The 16,559-nt window shown below is 71.8% G+C and carries 16 protein-coding genes; 3 read left to right on the forward strand and 13 right to left on the reverse strand.

Annotated elements, in window-relative coordinates:
• Positions 1–8: 8 nt before the first annotated feature.
• From AB0O28_RS37690 to efeU, 9 genes are all read right to left on the reverse strand, one after another.
• Positions 9–629 (reverse strand): hypothetical protein, encoded by a 621-nt coding sequence (locus tag AB0O28_RS37690; protein WP_363647420.1) that lies wholly within the window; start codon positions 627–629, stop codon positions 9–11.
• Positions 616–2,187 carry an extracellular solute-binding protein gene (locus AB0O28_RS37695; RefSeq protein ID WP_363647422.1) on the reverse strand — a complete coding sequence of 524 codons (1,572 nt, stop codon included), beginning with the start codon at positions 2,185–2,187 and terminating at the stop codon, positions 616–618. Before AB0O28_RS37695 ends, AB0O28_RS37690 begins: the two co-directional genes overlap by 14 nt.
• The gene (locus AB0O28_RS37700; protein WP_363647424.1) at positions 2,184–3,347 is read right to left on the reverse strand and encodes a toxic anion resistance protein; all 1,164 of its coding nucleotides are present in this window, start codon (positions 3,345–3,347) and stop codon (positions 2,184–2,186) included. Before AB0O28_RS37700 ends, AB0O28_RS37695 begins: the two co-directional genes overlap by 4 nt.
• 102 nt (positions 3,348–3,449) lie before the next feature.
• Positions 3,450–4,559, reverse strand: a complete 1,110-nt coding sequence (locus AB0O28_RS37705; RefSeq protein WP_363647426.1) for a hypothetical protein — start codon at positions 4,557–4,559, stop codon at positions 3,450–3,452.
• 179 nt (positions 4,560–4,738) lie between these two features.
• Positions 4,739–5,938, reverse strand: a complete 1,200-nt coding sequence (locus AB0O28_RS37710) for an MFS transporter (RefSeq protein ID WP_363647428.1) — start codon at positions 5,936–5,938, stop codon at positions 4,739–4,741.
• A 27-nt stretch (positions 5,939–5,965) separates the two neighbouring features.
• Positions 5,966–6,442, reverse strand: a complete 477-nt coding sequence (locus AB0O28_RS37715; RefSeq protein WP_363647430.1) for an Rrf2 family transcriptional regulator — start codon at positions 6,440–6,442, stop codon at positions 5,966–5,968.
• A 44-nt stretch (positions 6,443–6,486) separates the two neighbouring features.
• Entirely contained in the window at positions 6,487–7,752 is a 1,266-nt protein-coding gene (gene efeB / locus AB0O28_RS37720; RefSeq protein ID WP_363647432.1) for an iron uptake transporter deferrochelatase/peroxidase subunit, read from the reverse strand.
• A 14-nt stretch (positions 7,753–7,766) separates the two neighbouring features.
• Positions 7,767–8,909, reverse strand: coding sequence for an iron uptake system protein EfeO (gene efeO / locus AB0O28_RS37725; RefSeq protein ID WP_363647434.1), 1,143 nt, complete (start codon positions 8,907–8,909; stop codon positions 7,767–7,769).
• Between the two features lie 17 nt (positions 8,910–8,926).
• Positions 8,927–9,769: an iron uptake transporter permease EfeU gene (gene efeU, locus AB0O28_RS37730; RefSeq protein ID WP_363647436.1), complete on the reverse strand. Its 843-nt coding sequence runs from the start codon at positions 9,767–9,769 to the stop codon at positions 8,927–8,929.
• 410 nt (positions 9,770–10,179) lie between these two features.
• Between efeU and AB0O28_RS37735 the strand changes: the two genes are divergently transcribed.
• A complete protein-coding gene (locus AB0O28_RS37735) occupies positions 10,180–11,763 on the forward strand; it encodes an ABC-F family ATP-binding cassette domain-containing protein (RefSeq protein WP_363647438.1) in 1,584 nt (527 codons plus the stop codon).
• Between the two features lie 52 nt (positions 11,764–11,815).
• On the opposite strand, the gene AB0O28_RS37740 is transcribed toward AB0O28_RS37735, so the two are convergent.
• Positions 11,816–12,076, reverse strand: a complete 261-nt coding sequence (locus AB0O28_RS37740) for a zf-TFIIB domain-containing protein (RefSeq protein ID WP_363647440.1) — start codon at positions 12,074–12,076, stop codon at positions 11,816–11,818.
• Positions 12,077–12,094: 18 nt separating this feature from the next.
• Positions 12,095–12,940 (reverse strand): aminoglycoside phosphotransferase family protein, encoded by an 846-nt coding sequence (locus tag AB0O28_RS37745; RefSeq protein ID WP_363647441.1) that lies wholly within the window; start codon positions 12,938–12,940, stop codon positions 12,095–12,097.
• Between the two features lie 183 nt (positions 12,941–13,123).
• On the opposite strand from AB0O28_RS37745, the gene AB0O28_RS37750 reads away from it, so the two are divergent.
• A complete protein-coding gene (locus AB0O28_RS37750; RefSeq protein WP_363647443.1) occupies positions 13,124–14,017 on the forward strand; it encodes a TIGR03619 family F420-dependent LLM class oxidoreductase in 894 nt (297 codons plus the stop codon).
• Positions 14,018–14,027: 10 nt separating this feature from the next.
• Here AB0O28_RS37750 and AB0O28_RS37755 read toward each other — a convergent pair whose 3' ends face one another.
• Both AB0O28_RS37755 and AB0O28_RS37760 read right to left on the reverse strand, forming a co-directional pair.
• On the reverse strand, positions 14,028–14,489 hold the full coding sequence (locus tag AB0O28_RS37755) for a hemerythrin domain-containing protein (RefSeq protein WP_363647445.1): 462 nt from the start codon (positions 14,487–14,489) through the stop codon (positions 14,028–14,030).
• A complete protein-coding gene (locus AB0O28_RS37760) occupies positions 14,486–15,838 on the reverse strand; it encodes an MFS transporter (protein ID WP_363647447.1) in 1,353 nt (450 codons plus the stop codon). The genes AB0O28_RS37755 and AB0O28_RS37760 overlap by 4 nt, the downstream gene beginning before the upstream one ends.
• 22 nt (positions 15,839–15,860) lie before the next feature.
• On the opposite strand from AB0O28_RS37760, the gene AB0O28_RS37765 reads away from it, so the two are divergent.
• On the forward strand, positions 15,861–16,559 hold a 699-nt coding region (locus AB0O28_RS37765; RefSeq protein WP_363647449.1), incomplete at its 3' end, for a TetR/AcrR family transcriptional regulator.

Genomic DNA, 16,559 nt, shown 5'->3' on the forward strand with positions numbered 1-16,559 from the left:
ATCTGTGACTACAGGTCGAGCGACGACCCGCCGAAGCGGTCCCGCAGGAACCGGCCCTGGTCCCTGAGCGCCTGCTCGTCCCCCTGATAGACGGCCTCCGCGATCGCCGACAACCCCGCCTCAAGCAGACCGAGCTGGGCCATCAGCTCCTCGTGCGCGCTGCGCTCGCGCGGCCCCCGGCGGGTCAGCGCGTACGACCTCGGCAGGTTGGCGTACGCCTCCAGGCTGGTCGGCAGGTAGTCGCGGACGGCCTGGGAGACGACGTGCAGGTGGTCGGGGGCGGAGGTGAGCGCCTCCGCCCTGGCCAGCACGTCGCGCAGGATCGCGGCGAGGTCGCCGACCTTGGCCGCGACGTCCTCGGGGAAGCGGGGTGGCGACACCTCGGCCACGAGAGTGTCGAGGTCGTCCCGCAGCGCCCGCGCCTCGACCTCGGCGTGCGAGATCGTCAGCCGCACCCGGGTGGGCGGGGTGAGCAGCGCGCCCACGCCGTACAGCCCGGCGACGACCACCGGCCAGAACGACCCGGCGAGGCCGAGGAAGTGCAGCCCGAGGCCGCCGAGCGCGAGAGCGGAGCCGACGATGTTCCGCGTCGAGCCGAGGTAGGCGAGGATCCGCTCACTGGTAGCCACGGATCTCCTTGAACGCCGAGGCGAGCGACGCCTGCCGGGCGTCGAACACCGCGCCGCCGGTGAGCGTGGCGACCTGGCGCATCTCGGCCACGTCGCTGTCGCCGAACAGCACCACGAATGTGGGGACCCGGGTGCCCAGGGTCCGGTAGAAGCCGGCGAAGTCCTCGTAGGAGGAGCCGTCGGTGTTCTCGCCGTCCGTCATGAGCACGATCGAGGTGAAGTCCTCCTCGCCGCCCTGGCCGCTGCGGACCGTCTCGTAGGCGCCGCGCAGGCCGTCGTAGATCGCGGTGCCGCCGTACGCCGTCAGGCCGTCGCCGTAGGCCCGGATCTGGCGGAGGACCGCGGCGGGGTCGCGTTCCGGCACCGCGAACGTGCTCGCCTGCCCGGCCGTGGTGCTGAACGGCAGCAGCGTGACCGTCTCCCTGTTGCGGAACCGGGAGAACTGGCCGGAGGCCGAGGCGTCGGCGCCGGTCAGCGCGGTGAGTGCCTGTTTGAGCGCGTCGATGCGGTCGCCCTCCATAGAGCCGGAGGTGTCCAGGACGAACACCGTGCGCGACGGGCGCCGCACCTGGTTGAGGTACGCGTCGATCAGCGCGTCGGCGGCGCTGCGCCGGTTGGGGAAGGGCAGCTCCAGCAGCGGGGCGGTGCCGAACCTGGCGTCGGGCCGCACCTCGGGCACGATGGGCCGCCGCGCCGTGGTCGTCATGATCTCGCGCTGCACTCCGGGTGCGCGCAGCCAGGCCGCCAGCTTGCCGTACAGGGCCTTCTTGGGGGAGGAGGCGAGCAGCGTGAGCGGGTAGTCGGCGGTGACGACGCCGTCGCCGGGATAGACCAGCGTGAGCGGCTCCCCCGAGGCGGTGCGCAGGCCGAGCAGCACGGACTCGTAGTTGATCAGCCCGTCCACGTCGGTCCGTCGCCGGAAGGCGTCGGCGAGCCAGCCGGAGGAGCCCGCGGTGAGGGTCTGCGCGGAGAAGAACCCGATCAGCTGGGGAGTGACGGCCGTGATCTGGGCCTGGTCGAGCGCCTCGCCCGCGTCCGACAGTGCCGCCGCCACGCCGACCAGGGCGGAAAAGCCCGAGTTCGACGACGCGGGGTTCGTCATGCCGAAGGTGAAGCGATGTTTCCGTGCGGCCTCGGCGATGTCCGTCCATGTCGCCCGGCCGGTGTCCCAGCCGAGCTCGCGTGCCTTGGCGCGGCTGAGGCCGAGCACCACGGGCGAGACCATGATCTTGGTCTGGGTGGACAGGCGCGCGCTCGCCCCGTCGATCAGGGACAGGTAGCGGTTGGAGGAGAACCAGACCGCGTCGTAGCGGCCGTCCGCGCCCCCGTTCGCCACCTGCTCGGCGCCGTCCAGGGTGCCGGTGTAGGAGAGCGACACCTTCACGCCCGCCGCGCCGGCCGCCTTGGCGAGCAGCGGCTCCAGATCCTTGATCTCGCTTCCCGCGAGGACGCGCAGCACGTCCGGCCCGTCTTCCGGAGGGGCGTCTCCGCCCGGGTTCGAACAGGCGGCCGTGAGGGCGAGTAGCAGGGCCGCGGCGGCGGTGATCGCTCTTCTCACGACCCCGCCTCGTCGGCGCGGCGGGAGCGCTCCAGATAGGCGCGGGCGTGGTCGAGCTCCACGGTCAGGGTGTCGACGGTGACGGCCATGCTCTCCACGGCCTTGGCCCTGAAGCCGTCGATCATGTCCATCGTCGAGTAAATGTTGTCGAACGCCCTGCTCAGCGCCTCCATGCTCACCGTCGTGGCGGCGGCCTGGGTCTGGATGTCGCCCGCCTGGGTGCGCAACATCTCGCTGGTCGCGAGGATCAGGTCGGAGGTGGTGGTGTTCAGCGCCGTGATCTGGTCGAGCACCAGCTTCTGGTCGGCGAGGGCCTGGGCCACCGTGACGGCCGTGCGCAGCGCCGCGATCGTCGTGGTGGTGGCCCGCTCCACCCCCTTGATCAGCTCCAGGTTGTTCTTGCGCACCAGGTCCAGCGCGAGGTAGCCCTGGGCCGACACGGCGAGCTGGGTCAGCAGGTCCTGGTGCTTCTGGCGGACGCCGAACAGCGCGTCCGAGCGCAGGGCGTTCGCCTTCCCGGGGTCCGTGAGCTCGATCTGGTCGATCCGTCCCTGCAGCTCCGCGTCGAGCGCCGCCGCCAGCACGGCGTACTCCTGGAGCTTCGTCATCGACTCCCAGAGGTTCGCCTTCTCGCCCTCGATGGCGGCGTTGTCCTTGCGCAGCTCGTCCTGCCCGGACTTGAGCGCCCGGATGATGTCGTCGATGTGCTTTTGCGCGCTTCGGTACTTGGCGAAGTAGTCGCGCAGCCGGTCGCCGAACGGGATGATCCCGAGCAGCCGCCGGGTGCCGGCGGTCGCCTGTTCGGGATCGAGATCGACGATCATGCGGCGCAACGCGACGAGCTGACCGGCGACCCGCGCCTGGCCGTCGGCGCCCTCGCCCTTGGCCGAGGCCAGCGCCGCGACCGGGCGCTTGAGCATCCGGTTGGCCACCTGGGAGGAGGCGCGGATCTCCGAGTCGCCCATCGAGGTGATGTCGTGCACCTTCCTGGTGAACGCCGGCGACCGGTGGTCGAGGGTGGTGAGCTCCTCGGCGAAGCCGGACGCTTTGCGGGCGAGTTCGGCGCCGCGCTCGCCGGGGAGCGGCAGCATGCCGGCCGCCTTCTCGACCGGCACCGCCGCCACCGGGGCGGGCGGAGTCAGCACCAGATCTTCGGACACGGGTGTCCTCTCTTCCTGGGACTCTTCCTGGACCCTGTCTTCCTGGGCCCTGTCTTTCTGGACCCTGTCTTCCTGGACCCTGTCTTCCTGAACAAAGGGGGGTCAGGACGACGGCTTCGCGCCGGCCAGGTGGCTCCGCTCGATGGTCGCGACGAGGTCTTCCAGCCGGTCGTAGGCGGGAGGCTCGACGACGTCGACCAGGCTCGCGGGCACCGGCGCCCTGGTCGTGGCCACCAGGTCCGCGAAGACCTTGGGGTCCGCGGTGCGGAAGCCGTATCTCGCGGCGAGACGGGCGAACTCGGGATCCTCCTGCAGCAGTCGCCCGACCTCCGCCGCCCGGTCCGTGAGCGGGACGAGGGTGTGCTTGCTGAGCACGGTCGGCGCGGGGTAGATCAGGCGCATGTCGGGCCGGATCGCCCCGCCGCCCGCGAACAGCCGCGCGGCGTACTGCGCCTCGTAGATCACCACCATCGGCGTCTTGCCGATCCCCAGCGCGAGGTAGTCCTCGAACGGCGCCTCGGTTGAGGACTCCGAGTAGCCCTGGTCGAGGAACAGCGGGGCGACCGTCCGCGCCACCTCGGCGACCTGCGCCCGCGAGGTCACGACATCGTCGCCGTTGGCGACGTAGCTGGTCGCCGCGAGGTACATGGCGGCCGAGTTCGACGTACGGACGTCCGTGGTCGTGAGCAGGATCCGCTTGCGGGCGCGGTAGGAGGCATTGCCCGGCAGCGCGTCCCAGCGGGTGCCCTTCGCGACGAGGTCGAGGAACCCGCGCAGGTCGAGGACCTGGTAACCCGCGCCCGAGTCGTGGACCACGCCCGCCTTCGCGAGCACGTCCAGGATCGGCTGGAACGTCGCGACCGCCATCGGCGAGTAGAACGGCGAGTACGTACGCGTGATCTTGTGCGCCTGCCTGATCTTCTCCGCGGCCGGAACGCTGGAGGGAAAGGCGAAGTCGTACGGGTGCAGGTCCACCGTGGTCGCGATTTCGCGGGATCCCGCGGTGTCGACCTCGACCCGTAGTCCGTGCCTGGCGAACGCCGCCCTGACCGCGGGATCGTCGAAGAAGGGCTTCTTCTCCGAACCGATCACACCTCGGACCGTGGTGAGCGTCCGCTGCTCACCGCCGCCTCCGCCGTTGCCCAGCACCAGGGCGAGGATGACGGCGACGCCCAGCACCAGGGCCAGCCCGACTCCGATCCAACGCTTCATTCATGCTTTCCTTCGCCCCGTGGTTCTGATCCCCGTATTCCGGATTATGGGAGATATAGGGAATATGCGAGCGAAAGGAGAAGGGTGCGGCCGAGAATTCAGAGAATGTTCATTGTGAAGTAATAAGCGGGATCTGATGCCAAGAATGCCGATATATCACCTTTTGGTGATGGACCGCATCAGCGGTACCGCCGGGTGGCGCCCAGGTAGGGCAGGCACAGCAGGGCCAGTCCCGCGCAGACGGCGAGCGCCACGGACGGGCCGACCGGGAGCAGGACGCCGCCCAGCGCCGTGCCGAGGCCGATCCCGGCGTACAGGGCCGAGGCGTTCAGGCCGACGACCACGGCGGTCTCCCGGGGCGCCGCGTTGATCAGCCGGACCTGCTGCGCCGGGGTCTGGAACCAGGTCCCCGCGCCCCAGGCGATCATCAGCGTGGCGGTCAGCGGCAGCCAGTGCGTGCCCGCTCCGGCCGCCCAGGCGGCGACGGCCAGTGTCACGGTCAGCACGGCGAACCCGGCGGCCTGCACGGGGACGGGCCCGTGCCGGTCCACCATGGCGCCTGCCACGAGGTTGCCCGCTACCGCGCCGGCGCCGTACAGGAACAGCAGCCAGGTCTCCGCCGACGCTCCGGCCCCGAGCGCACGCATCACGGGAACGGCGAAGGCGTAGAGCCCGTAGCCGGCGGCAAGCCCGAGCACGGTCAGCGGCAGCACCGCGACCACCCCCGGCCGCCGCAGGGCCGCCAGCCGTTCCCCCAGTGGGATGCGCGGGCCGCCCGGCAGGGCCGGCATCGCGGCGCGCACTCCTGCCGCGCAGACCGCGCACAGCACCGCGACCAGACCGAGCGCCGCCCGCCAGTCGAGGATCTTCCCGGCCAGGTTGCCCAGGGGCACACCGAGGGCGGTGGCGACGGTCAGGCCGCCGACCACAACGGCCAGCGCCCGGGCGCGCTGCGCGGGTGCGACCAGCGACGCGGCCACCGCGCCCGCGTTCGGGGTGAACGCGGCGGCGCCGGACGCGGCCAGCACGCGCGTGATCATCAGCACGGTGAAGTCCGGCGCCAGGGCCGAGGCGAGGTTGGCCAGGGCGAGCACGGTCAGGGCGCCGACCAGCAGGGTGCGGCGGGGCATCCGGGCCAGCGCGGTGGCCAGGACGGGCGACAGCACGGCGTAGGCGATCGCGAACGCCGTCGCGGACTGCCCCGCGGTGCCCTCCGGCACGCGCAGCGAGTGGGCCATCGCGGGCAGGAACCCGGCCACCACGTACGCGTCGGTCCCGACCGCGAACGTTCCGAGGCCCAGAACGAGGGTCGACCCCAGGCCCCGCGGCGCGGCCTCGCGCCGGATAACCGGGATATCAGACGTCCCTGTTTTGTCCATGACAATGCTCCATGCCGAAGTGGGGGATCAGTCGGTCATGCGGCTGTAGTTGCGGCGGGTGCGGGCCGCGCCCGCGGGGGCCTGCTCCATCAGGTCGGCGATCGTACGGCCGGCCAGTTCGCGCCGCCACGCGAGCTCCGCCCGGCGCATGAGGCTGGAGATGCCGCAGGGCCGGTCGAATTCGGGCCCGGCGTCACGCCCGCTCACTCCGCGCTTGCGGATCTCGGCGCAGCGGAACGCGTCGAGCGGCCCCTCGACGGCGGTGACGACGTCCATCACCGTGATCCGCTCGGGTGGGCGGGCGAGCGACCAGCCGCCCCGGACGCCCGGGCTGGAGGTGAGGATCCCGGCGCGGGCGAGCGGTTGCAGCCGCTTCTTCAGGTACTCCTGCGGCAGGTCGAACCACACGGCCAGCCGGCGGATCGACACAGGGGCCTGGTCGTCGAGCCAGCCCAGGGTCACGCAGCAGTGCAGGCCCCACTCGACACCCTCGCCCATCCGCATAACCGGGACTATACACATCCCGGTTAGTACGCGGGCGGGCGGGATCAGGCGAACAGCGTGCGGCCCCAGTAGTCGCCGCCGTCCACCACGCCGGGCGGGCAGGCGAACAGGCCGCTGGAGATGTGCTTGATGTACTCGTTCAGCGCGTCCTTCTCCGACAGCATCCGCTGGATGGGGACGAACTGCTTGCGGGGGTCGCGCTGGTAGGCCATGAAGAACAGGCCGGCGTCGAGCCGCCCGAGGCCGTCGGAACCGTCGACGTAGTTGTAGCCGCGCCGCAGCAGCCGCGCGCCGCCGTGGGCGTCGGGGTGCGCGAGCCGTACGTGCGCGTTGCCGGCGATCACCGGCTGCCCGTCCGGGCCCTTCTTGGCGAAGTCCGGCGCGTCGAACTCCGCGCCGCCCGTGAGCGGCGCGCCCTTGCCCTTGTCGCGGCCGAAGATGGACTCCTGCTCCGACAGCGGGGCGCGGTCCCAGGTCTCGATGTGCATCCGGATCTTGCGGGTGACCAGATAGGTGCCGCCGTCCATCCAGGCCGGGCCGTCGCCGGGCGCGACCCACAGGTGGTCGCGCAGCATGGAGGTGTCCTCGAGCTTGAGGTTGTTGGTGCCGTCCTTGAATCCCATGAGGTTGCGCGGCGTGGCCTGCGCCCGGGAGGTGGAGGAGGTGCGCCCGAAACCGAGCTGGGAGTAGCGGATGGAGACCTTGCCGAAGCCGATCCGGGCGAGGTTGCGGATGGCGTGCACCGCCACCTGCGGGTCGTGCGCGCACGCCTGCACGCAGATGTCCCCGCCGGAGATCCCGGGCTGCAGGTCCTCGCCGGGGAAGGCGGGCAGGTCGGCCAGCGCGGGCGGCCTGCGGTCGGCGAGGCCGAACCGCTCGTCGAACAGCGACGGGCCGAATCCGATGGTCAGCGTCAGGCCGGAGGCGGGCAGGCCGAGCGCCTCGCCGGTGTCGTCCGGCGGCGCCTCGGGAGCCCCGCCCACGGCGCCGAACGTGCCGGCGTCCTTGCCCTGGGTCATCCGGGCCGCGGCGGCGGTCCACTCCTGGAGCAGCTCCACCAGCTCGGCCTTCTTCTTCGTGACGACGTCGAACGCCACGAAGTGCAGCCGGTCCTGGGCGGGGGTGGTGACGCCCGCCTGGCGGGGGCCGTAGAACGGAACGGGGTCGGAGGCGGACGCCGCGTGGGCGGCCGGCTCCTCCAGCAAGGACCGGGTGGCGACCGCCCCAGCCCCGACCGCGGCCACGCCGGCCGCGCCGAGACCGAACAACCGTCTGCGGCTGATCCCCGCGCCGCTCACTGCGCCGCTCACTGTGCTCCTCCGGGTCACCGGGCCACCACCGAGGCGACCTTGCTGATCGGCTCGGCCAGCGCGTTGATCGCGTCGGACAGAGCCTTCAGATCGTCCTTGGACAGCTCGGTGTGCAGCTTCCACCCGTCGCCGCTGCGGTGCGCGGCGAGCGCGGCCTCGGCGTCGGCGAACTTCGCGTCGAGCGTCTTGGCCAGCTCGGCGTCGCGCTCCTCCAGCACCGGCCGCAGCGCCTGGACGGCGGCCTTCGAGCCCTGCAGGTTGGCGTCGAAGTCCCACAGGTCGGTGTGCGAGTAGCGGTCCTCCTCGCCGGTGATCTTGCCGGTGGCGACCTCGTCGAGCAGGCCCTTGGCGCCGTTCGCGAGCTGCACGGGGGACAGCTCCAGCGCCGCGGACTTCGTCACGATCGTGGTCACGTCGGTCATGAGCTTGTCGGCGATCTCACCGTCGCCGCTGACGTCCTTCTTGACCCACAGGTCCTTCTCGATGCGGTGGAAGCCGGTCCACTCCTCGCCGTCCGCCACGTCGTTCTCCCGGGCGTCGATGGCGGGGTCGAGGTCGCCGAAGACCTCGGCCACCGGCTCGATGCGCTCCCAGTACGAACGGGCGACCGGGTAGAGCTCCTTGGCCTTGCCGACGTCGCCGGCCTTGACCGCCTCGGTGAACTCCTTGGTCTTGCCGAGCAGGGTGTCCGACTGGCTCTTGATGTAGCGCTTGTAGCTGGCCACCGCCTCGGCGAGCTTCGCGTCGCTGGTCAGCGGCTTGCTCTCGCCGCTGACCTTGAGGGGGCCCCGGATGCCCTTGCCGGTCATGCCGGGCTTGCAGGCGGTCTCGTACATGCCCGCCGGCAACTCCATCACGACGTCGCGGGTGAGCCCGGGGACGATGTTCTCGACCTCGCCCATGATCCGGTCACCCGCCGCGTACACGTAGAACTCCGTCACCTTCGCGCCGTTGTTGGTGATCGAGAAGGTCGAGGTGCCGGCGGCGAGCTCGGACTTCGCCACCTTGCACTCGGTGTCGGTGGCGGCCACGGCGATCTTCCCGTCGCCGGCGGCGCCGGCCCCGGCCGGCGAGCCGGAGCCGGAGTCCGTGGACGAGCAGGCGGTGAGGCCGGCGAGTGCCAGCGCCGCGGCGGCCAGAACGGTGGAGGTGCGCATCGGTACGTCGACTCCGGTCAGGAAGCGGTCTGGGGGGACTTGGAGGCGGGGCTCGCCGGCGTCCTGGCCGCGGGCCGCAGGAACAGGATCAGGACGGGAACCAGGTAGACGACCCACGCGACGGTCTCCAGCACGCTGGGCTGCGGGGTGATGTTGAACATCCCGCTGAGCAGCGTCGAGTACCAGGCACTGGGGTCGAGCACGCCGCTGATGTCGAAGGCGTGCGTGTTCAGGCCGGAGACCAGCCCCGACTCCTGCAGGTCGTGCACGCCGTATTTGAAGATGCCGGCGGCGACCAGGATCAGCAGCAGGCCCGTCCAGGTGAAGAACTTGGTGAGGTTGATCCGCAGGGCGCTGCGGTACAGCCCCCAGCCCAGCGCGACAGCGGTGAGCAGCCCGAGCGTGATGCCGATCAGCGGGCTCGCGCTGCTGGTCGCGCCCTGGACGGCGGCGAACCACAGCAGCGCCGTCTCCAGCCCCTCGCGGGCGACCGACAGGAACGCCACCACGACCACCGCGGTGGTCCCGAGTTCCAGGGCGGCGCCCATCTTCTGCCGCAGCTCGCCCGACATCTTGCGGGCCGCCGTACGCATCCAGAAGACCATGAAGGTGACGAAGACGGTGGCGGCCAGGGACGTGACGGCGTCGAACATCTCCTGCTGCTGCGCGGCGAGGTGGGCCGCGGTGAAGGTCAGCAGCGCACCGAACCCGACGGCGAGGACGACGGCGGCACCGACGCCCGCCCATACCAGGGGCAGCCGCTCCCGGCGGTCGCTCTTCACGAGAAAGGCCACCAGGATGGAGACGACGAGGGTCGCCTCCAGGCCCTCTCGAAGGCCGATGAGATAACTTGCGAACACATCGCCCTCCGGGCGGACGGTAAGCCTTACCTAAGTTAGGACAGGTTCACCTTACCGACAACAGCCCCGACACGTGGAGCGGGGTAGGCCCTTTGTCACCTTCTGGGACGGCTGAGACTACGGCTCGGGCACGCCGGTGAGAGGACCACCGGGTGGCGCTCACGGGACCGGCGGATTAATTCGATGGCTTCCGTCCCCGCTTCCGGTTATCGTGGCGAACGTCCTGCCGCCGCACCCAGGAGGGTCACTTGGAGCTCTGAGGTCTCGACACCGCGCCCACGGCCGCCATCGGTGGTCCGGCGCAGCGACCTCAGGCAGACCCTCGCCCAGATCCTCGCCTCGCGGCCCGTGCCCGCGGTGTCCCACACGAACGTTCGTCATTTCGCCCTTGGGATACCCGGAGCCGCCTCATGTCTTATTCCATTGTCTGCACGGATTTGTCGTTTTCCTGGTCCGACGGGACGCCGGTCTTCGACGAGCTCGATTTCGCGTTCGGCGCAGGCCGGACGGGGCTCATCGGCGTCAACGGCAGCGGCAAGTCGACCCTGCTCAGGCTGATCGCCGGAGAGCTGACCCCGGCGGGCGGCTCGGTGTCGGTCACCGGGCGGCTGGGCTACCTGCCGCAGAACCTCCCGCTCGGCGCGAGCCGTACGGTGTCCGACCTCCTGGGGATCACGCCCGCGCGGGAGGCCCTGCACGCCATCGAGCGGGGCGACCTGAGCGAGGCGAACTACGACGCGGTGATCTGGGACGTCGAGGAGCGCGCACGGGCCGAGCTCGACCGCCTCGGGCTCACGGGTGTGGACCTCGATCGGACGGTCGCGACGCTCTCGGGCGGCGAGACCGTGATGGTCGGGCTCGCCGCGCGGTTCCTCGCGGAGCCCGACGTGCTGCTGCTCGACGAACCGACCAACAACCTCGACATCGACGCGCGACGGCGCCTGTACGACGCCGTCTCCTCGTGGACGAGGACGCTGGTCGTCGTCAGCCACGACCGGACGCTGCTCGACCTGGTCGACCAGATCGCCGACCTGCCCGCCCGCCGTACCTTCGGCGGCACGCTCAGCGAGTACGAGGAGGTGCTCGCGGTCGAGCGGGAGGCCGCCGAGCGGACGGTCCGCGCGGCCGAGGGCGACCTGCGCCGGCAACGGCGTGAGCTGGCCGAGGCGCAGACCAAGCTGGCCCGGCGCGTGCGCTACGGCAACAAGATGTACGAGCAGAAGCGCGAACCGAAGATCATCATGCAGGAGCGCAAACGCCAGGCACAGGTCTCGGCGGGCAAGCATCGGCTCATGCACGAGGAGAAGGTGACCGCGGCCCGTGAGCGGCTGGCGGAGGCGGAGGAGGCGGTGCGCGACGACGCCGAGATCCGGGTGGAGCTGCCCGCGACCGAGGTGCCGGCCGGGCGCACCGTGCTCGAACTGGACGGCCTGCGCACGGCCGCCGGGCCGATCGGAGACCTGGTCGTGCGCGGCCCGGAACGCATCGCCCTGCTGGGGGCGAACGGCTCGGGCAAGACGACGCTGCTGCGCACGATCCTGGGGGACATCCCGGCGTACGAGGGCTCGGTCCGGCTGAACGCTCCGGTGCGGTACCTGCCGCAGCGGCTCGACGTGCTCGACGACGAGCGCAGCCTGGTCGACAACGTGCGGGCGGTCGCGCCGGAGGCCTCGGTCAACGCCGTCAGGGCCGGGCTCGCCCGGTTCCTGTTCCGGGGCGCACGGGCCGAACGGCCGGCCGGCACGCTCTCGGGCGGCGAGCGGTTCCGCGCCGTGCTGGCCTCGCTGCTGCTGGCCGAGCCCGCGCCGCGGCTCCTGCTGCTGGACGAGCCGACCAACAATCTCGACCTGGCCAGCGTGCGCCAGCTCGCGCAGGCGCTGTCGGCCTATCGGGGAGCGCTCGTGGTGGTCTCCCACGACCTGCCGTTCCTGGAGTCGGTCGGGATCACCCGGTGGCTCCGGGTGGGACCGGAGGGCCTGGAGCCGGCGCGCTGAGCACGCGGGAGGCCGCGGCCCCAATCGGGCCGCGGCCTCCGCGGAAGGGCTTTCAGCTGGAGAACAGCATGCCGACCCAGCTGTTGCGACGGTGGCCGTAGTGGCCGCCGTGGTGACCGCCACCCCAGGCGGGGCCCCCGTGCGCGGGCGGCGGGGGAGCGTAGTGCTGCTGGGCCCACTGCGACTCCATGCGGGTCAGCGTCTCCAGCTCGCCGTAGTCGAGGAAGATGCCGCGGCAGTTGTCGCACTGCTCGATGTGAACGCCGTTGCGGTCGAACGTCCGCATGTTGCCACGGCACTTGGGGCACTGCATCCGACAACTCTCCCTAAGTCAGGTCTCGGCCTCGGTGGCCGCGACGATCCTCCCGCAGGCGGACACCAGGGCCTCGGCGGCGTCGTCGGGCCGTTCGCCCGATTTCGCCGCCGTGGCCACCGCCGTCGCGGCCAGTTGGACGGTCAACGCCCGGGCCGGCGCGTCGAGTTCCCGCCACGGATCGTCCGCGGAGACGGCGGTCCCGCCGGCCGCGAGGTAGGCCGTCAGGAAGCGCTCCCAGTCCGACGGGTCGAGCAGCCCGGCGGCGTACCACGCGGCCGGGCGGGCCAGGTCCCATGCGGGGTCGCCCGCGCCCAGGTCGTCGGGGTCGATGAGCAGCCACGCGCCGTCGTGCCTGACGATCTGGCCGAGATGCCAGTCGCCGTGCGTCAGCGCGCCGCCCTCCCGCACCGGCGGCAGCGTCGCGTACGCCGCCCGGATGGGTGCGGCGACATGGTCCGGGACGCCGACGGCCGCCAGGTCGGCCATGGCCCGCGGCAGCCGCGACGGTCCTCCCGCGGGAGGCAGGTCCGCGGGGGCCCGGCGGGCGTGTAGCAGGGCGAGCAGCCGGCCGCCCTCCTCCCAGGGGGTGGCCCCCGCGTCGACGTCGTCCATGGTGAGGGGCTCACCGGCGGGCCAGATCGTGACCAGCCTGCCGTCCAGCCGTTCGAGGCCGAGAGGGGCCAGCATGACGCCGGGCAGGTTCGCGGCGGCGTCGAGGCGGGCCCGCAGGGCGCGTTCGTCGGTGCCGGGGGGATGGGCCTTGACGACGACGTCCCCCGCCCTGACCACGAGCACGCGGGTCTGCTTGAGCACCGTCACGGGCCCGTCGCGGCGCGCCAGCCGCGCCAGTTCCTCGATCACGGGGGACACCCTAGGGTGTCGCCCGCCGATCTCGCCGTAGCGAGGATCGGCAAGGCGGATGTATCGCAAGGCGGAGGAGGAGGCCATAGCGGAGCTATGGGTGACGACGACAACGCGGCGAGGCGCCGCCTGGGCGACCGCAGTAGGCGGAAGATCGAAGGGGGGCACCCTTAGGGTGTCGCCATGAAGGTTGGTTTCGGTGTGCCGGTGTCGGGCTCGTGGGCGACGCCGGAGAACATGAGGCGGATCGCGCGCCGCGCGGACGAGCTGGGCTATCACGGGGTGTGGACGTTCCAGCGCCTGCTCTACCCCGTGGGCAACCCGATGGGGCCGGTCTACCGGAGCGTGCACGACCCCGTGGTCGCGCTCGCGTATCTGGCGGGCGTCACGGAGCGGGTGCGGCTCGGGGTGGCCGTGCTCAACCTGCCCTTCGTCTCCCCGGTCCTGATGGCCAAGCAGCTCGCCTCCCTGCAGGAGGTGTCCGGCGGCAGGCTCGACGTGGGGCTGGGACTCGGCTGGCTGCCCGAGGAGTTCGCCGCCTCCGGCGTGCCCATGGAACGCCGGGGCAGACGCGGGGAGGAGTACGTCGGCCTGCTGCGGCGGCTGTGGACCGAGGACGTCGTCGAGCACAAGGGCGAGTTCTACGAGGTGCCGCGCTCGCACCAGGACCCCGGGCCGGCCACGCCGCCGCCCGTCATGCTGGGGGGCACGGCCCAGGTGGCGCTGGAGCGGGCCGGGCGGATCGCCGACGGCTGGATCAGCTCCAGCCGCGCCGACCTGAGCACGATCGACCGGCAGATCGCCATCGTGAAGGAGGCGGCCCGGCGGGCGGGCCGCGACCCGGACGCGCTGCGGTTCGTCGTCCGCGGCGTCACCCGGGTCCGTGCGGCGGACGAGGGCCCGCTGACCGGGTCGTACGACAAGATCCGGCGGGACGTCGAGGCGCTGGCGGCCAGGGGCGTGACCGAGGTCTTCCACGACCTCAACTTCGACCCGGAGATCGGCAACCCCGAGGCCGACCCCCGCGACTCCATGCGCCGTGCGGAGGAGGCCCTGGAGGCCCTCGCTCCCCGGTGAGCCTCATGGCCTAGAGTCCCTCGGGAATTTCGATCATCTGGTTGAGCAGGGGCACGAGCCGCTCCTCCTCGTAGTCGAGATGGGCCTCCAGCTCCCCGGCGAGACGGTCGAGTTCGGCGGCGATCTCCGGGTCGCCGCCGTCTGAGGCGTCCAGTCCGGGAGCGTCGCCGTCCAGCAGGGCGCGGATCCGCGCCAGGATCAGCCCCACGACCCGGTGTTCGCGGCGGAGCCGGGCCAGCACGTCGGCGAGCTCGGGATGCAGGCCGTCCAGGTGTGGGAAGAGCACCTCGTCTTCGCCGGTGTGATGGGCGTGCAGAGCCTCGCAGAAGGTCAGGCAGTGCTCCCGTAGATCGGGTTTCGCGCCGGGCGTCCGAAGTTCCGCGAGCCTGCGGCGGAATCCGTCGTGCAGCTTCACCAGCTCGTCTCCCAGCGCGATCGCCCGAGGGTCGGTGGCGTTCTCCTTCCGGGTCATGCCGGCTCCTCCACGGACAGGCGCGGGATCCGGATGACGGCGGCGTGCCCGAAGCCGGAGACCGCCGAGGCCGCCGCCGCGAGCGCGGCCGCGCCGAAGCTCCAGCCCGCCCCCGCGCCGGACATCACGGCCGCGGTCACGGCTCCGGCCAGGCTGCTGCCGACGATCCTGACCAGCGCGTTCACGCCTCCGGCCGCCGACGTCTTGGCGGGCTCGACGTGCTGCACCGCCATCGTGCCGAGGGCCGCGTAACTGAGGCCGATCCCGACGCCCAGCCCGACGCCGGCGCCGTAAAGGGCCGCCGGGCTGTCGTGGCTGACGGCCAGCCACAACGCGGCCACGGCGACCAGGCAGGACCCGGCGCCGACCAGGGACGACGCCGCGAACCGGCGCATCAGGGGACCGGCGAGCAGCGAGACCGCGAGCATCAGCAGCGCCGTCGGAAGCAGATACAGGCCGACCTGGAGCACCGAGGCGCCGAGTGAGGCCTGGGCCACCGACGAGAGCGTCGTGATGGTGCCGAACAACGCGAACCCCAGGAGCAGCGAGGCCACTGTCGCGCCCACCGTCCTGCGGTCCAGCAGCATGGGAATCTCGATCAGGGGCGACGCGGTGCGGCGGGCCGTCAGCACCCAGACGGCGCACAGGCCCACGGCCGCCGCCGCCAGTCCCAGAGTCGGCGGCGAGGTCCATCCCCACGCGGAACCCTTGCTGACGGCCAGCAGCAGGCAGACCAGCCAAGAGGCCACCAGCGCCGCGCCCGCGACGTCGGGGCGGCCGCCCGTCCGGCGCAGGACCGGCTCGCGGACGACGAGGACGACCAGGAGGAGACCCGCCGCGCCGAGCCCGGCGAGGATCCAGAACAACATCCGAGGGCCGCCGCCGACGAGACCGGCCAGGATCATCCCGCCGCCGCTGCCGACTCCGATCATGGCGCTCAGCGCGCCCATGGCCGTCGGCAGGCTCTCCCGCGTGACCTGCTGCCTCGCGATGCCCATGGCCAGGGGTAACAGGGCCGCCGCCGTGCCCTGGAGGACCCGGCCGGCGATGACCGGGGCGAGCGTGTTCGACGCCGCCGACAGCACCGATCCGGCGACCAGCAGGCCGAGCGCGGCCGCGATCACCGGCCGCCTGCCGTACAGGTCGCCGAGACGCGCCAGCAGGGGAGTGGACACCGCTCCGGAGAGCAGCGAGGCGGTGAGGATCCAGGAGGCGGAGGTGAGCGGGACGGCGAGCTGCCGCTGCAGCACGGGAAGCAGCGGCACGACCGCGGTCATCTGCAGCGTGCCCACGGCCACGGCGAACGCGAGCACGCCGACGGCCGCCCAGGGGCGAGACTTTGTATACATGTAAACAAAGTAACATGGCGGAATGCCGACGCGCACGGGGCGGCCCCCCAAGATCTCCAGAGCGGACATCGTGGCCGCGGCCCACCGGATCATGCGGGAGGAGGGCACGCAGGGCCTGACCATGCGGAAGCTGGCCGGCGAGGTGGGCACCACCGCGATGGCCCTCTACCGCCACGTGCGCGACAAGGACGAGTTGATGCAGCTGCTGCTGGACGACTACGCCGCGAAGGTGACGAAGCCCGAGTTTTCCGGCGACCTCGATCCCGGTGAGCGTGTGGTGGCCGCGGCCGTCGCCATGCGGGACGCCTTGATCGGCGTGCCGTGGATCGTCGAGGTGCTGAGAGCCGACGACATGATGTCCGTCCACGCGCTGTGGTATCCGGAGACGATCATCGACGCGGCGGTGCGCTCGGGGATGCCGAGGGAGGCCGCCGTGGACATGTACCGGATCATCTGGCACTACACGGCGGGTGAGATCGCGGCGCGGGCGGCCGCGGCGCGCCGGCGGGAGAACGAAAGGCCGACCTATCGCGCCGCGGTGTTCGCGAACCTCGATCCGGCGGAACTGCCGAATCTGGCGGCGCTCGGCGAGCGCTGGGAGGAGCTGACCGCCCGCGACACCTACGAGACGGGCGTGCGCGCGATCGTGCGCGGCCAGATTCGGCAGTTCCGCCGGATCGAGGTTCGCGAACACCGCGGCGCGATAGGTCGGCCTTTCGTT

The organism is Microbispora sp. NPDC088329, assembly GCF_040685655.1.
Classification (GTDB): domain Bacteria; phylum Actinomycetota; class Actinomycetes; order Streptosporangiales; family Streptosporangiaceae; genus Microbispora.

Coding starts and splice junctions, on each gene's coding strand:
- AB0O28_RS37705 (WP_363647426.1), bottom strand. CDS start 4,559: ATGAAGCGTTGGATCGGAGTCGGGCTGGCCCTGGTGCTGGGCGTCGCC.
- AB0O28_RS37710 (WP_363647428.1), bottom strand. CDS start 5,938: ATGGACAAAACAGGGACGTCTGATATCCCGGTTATCCGGCGCGAGGCC.
- AB0O28_RS37715 (WP_363647430.1), bottom strand. CDS start 6,442: ATGCGGATGGGCGAGGGTGTCGAGTGGGGCCTGCACTGCTGCGTGACC.
- efeO (WP_363647434.1), bottom strand. CDS start 8,909: ATGCGCACCTCCACCGTTCTGGCCGCCGCGGCGCTGGCACTCGCCGGC.
- AB0O28_RS37735 (WP_363647438.1), top strand. CDS start 10,180: ATGTCTTATTCCATTGTCTGCACGGATTTGTCGTTTTCCTGGTCCGAC.
- AB0O28_RS37740 (WP_363647440.1), bottom strand. CDS start 12,076: ATGCAGTGCCCCAAGTGCCGTGGCAACATGCGGACGTTCGACCGCAAC.
- AB0O28_RS37750 (WP_363647443.1), top strand. CDS start 13,124: ATGAAGGTTGGTTTCGGTGTGCCGGTGTCGGGCTCGTGGGCGACGCCG.
- AB0O28_RS37755 (WP_363647445.1), bottom strand. CDS start 14,489: ATGACCCGGAAGGAGAACGCCACCGACCCTCGGGCGATCGCGCTGGGA.
- AB0O28_RS37760 (WP_363647447.1), bottom strand. CDS start 15,838: ATGTATACAAAGTCTCGCCCCTGGGCGGCCGTCGGCGTGCTCGCGTTC.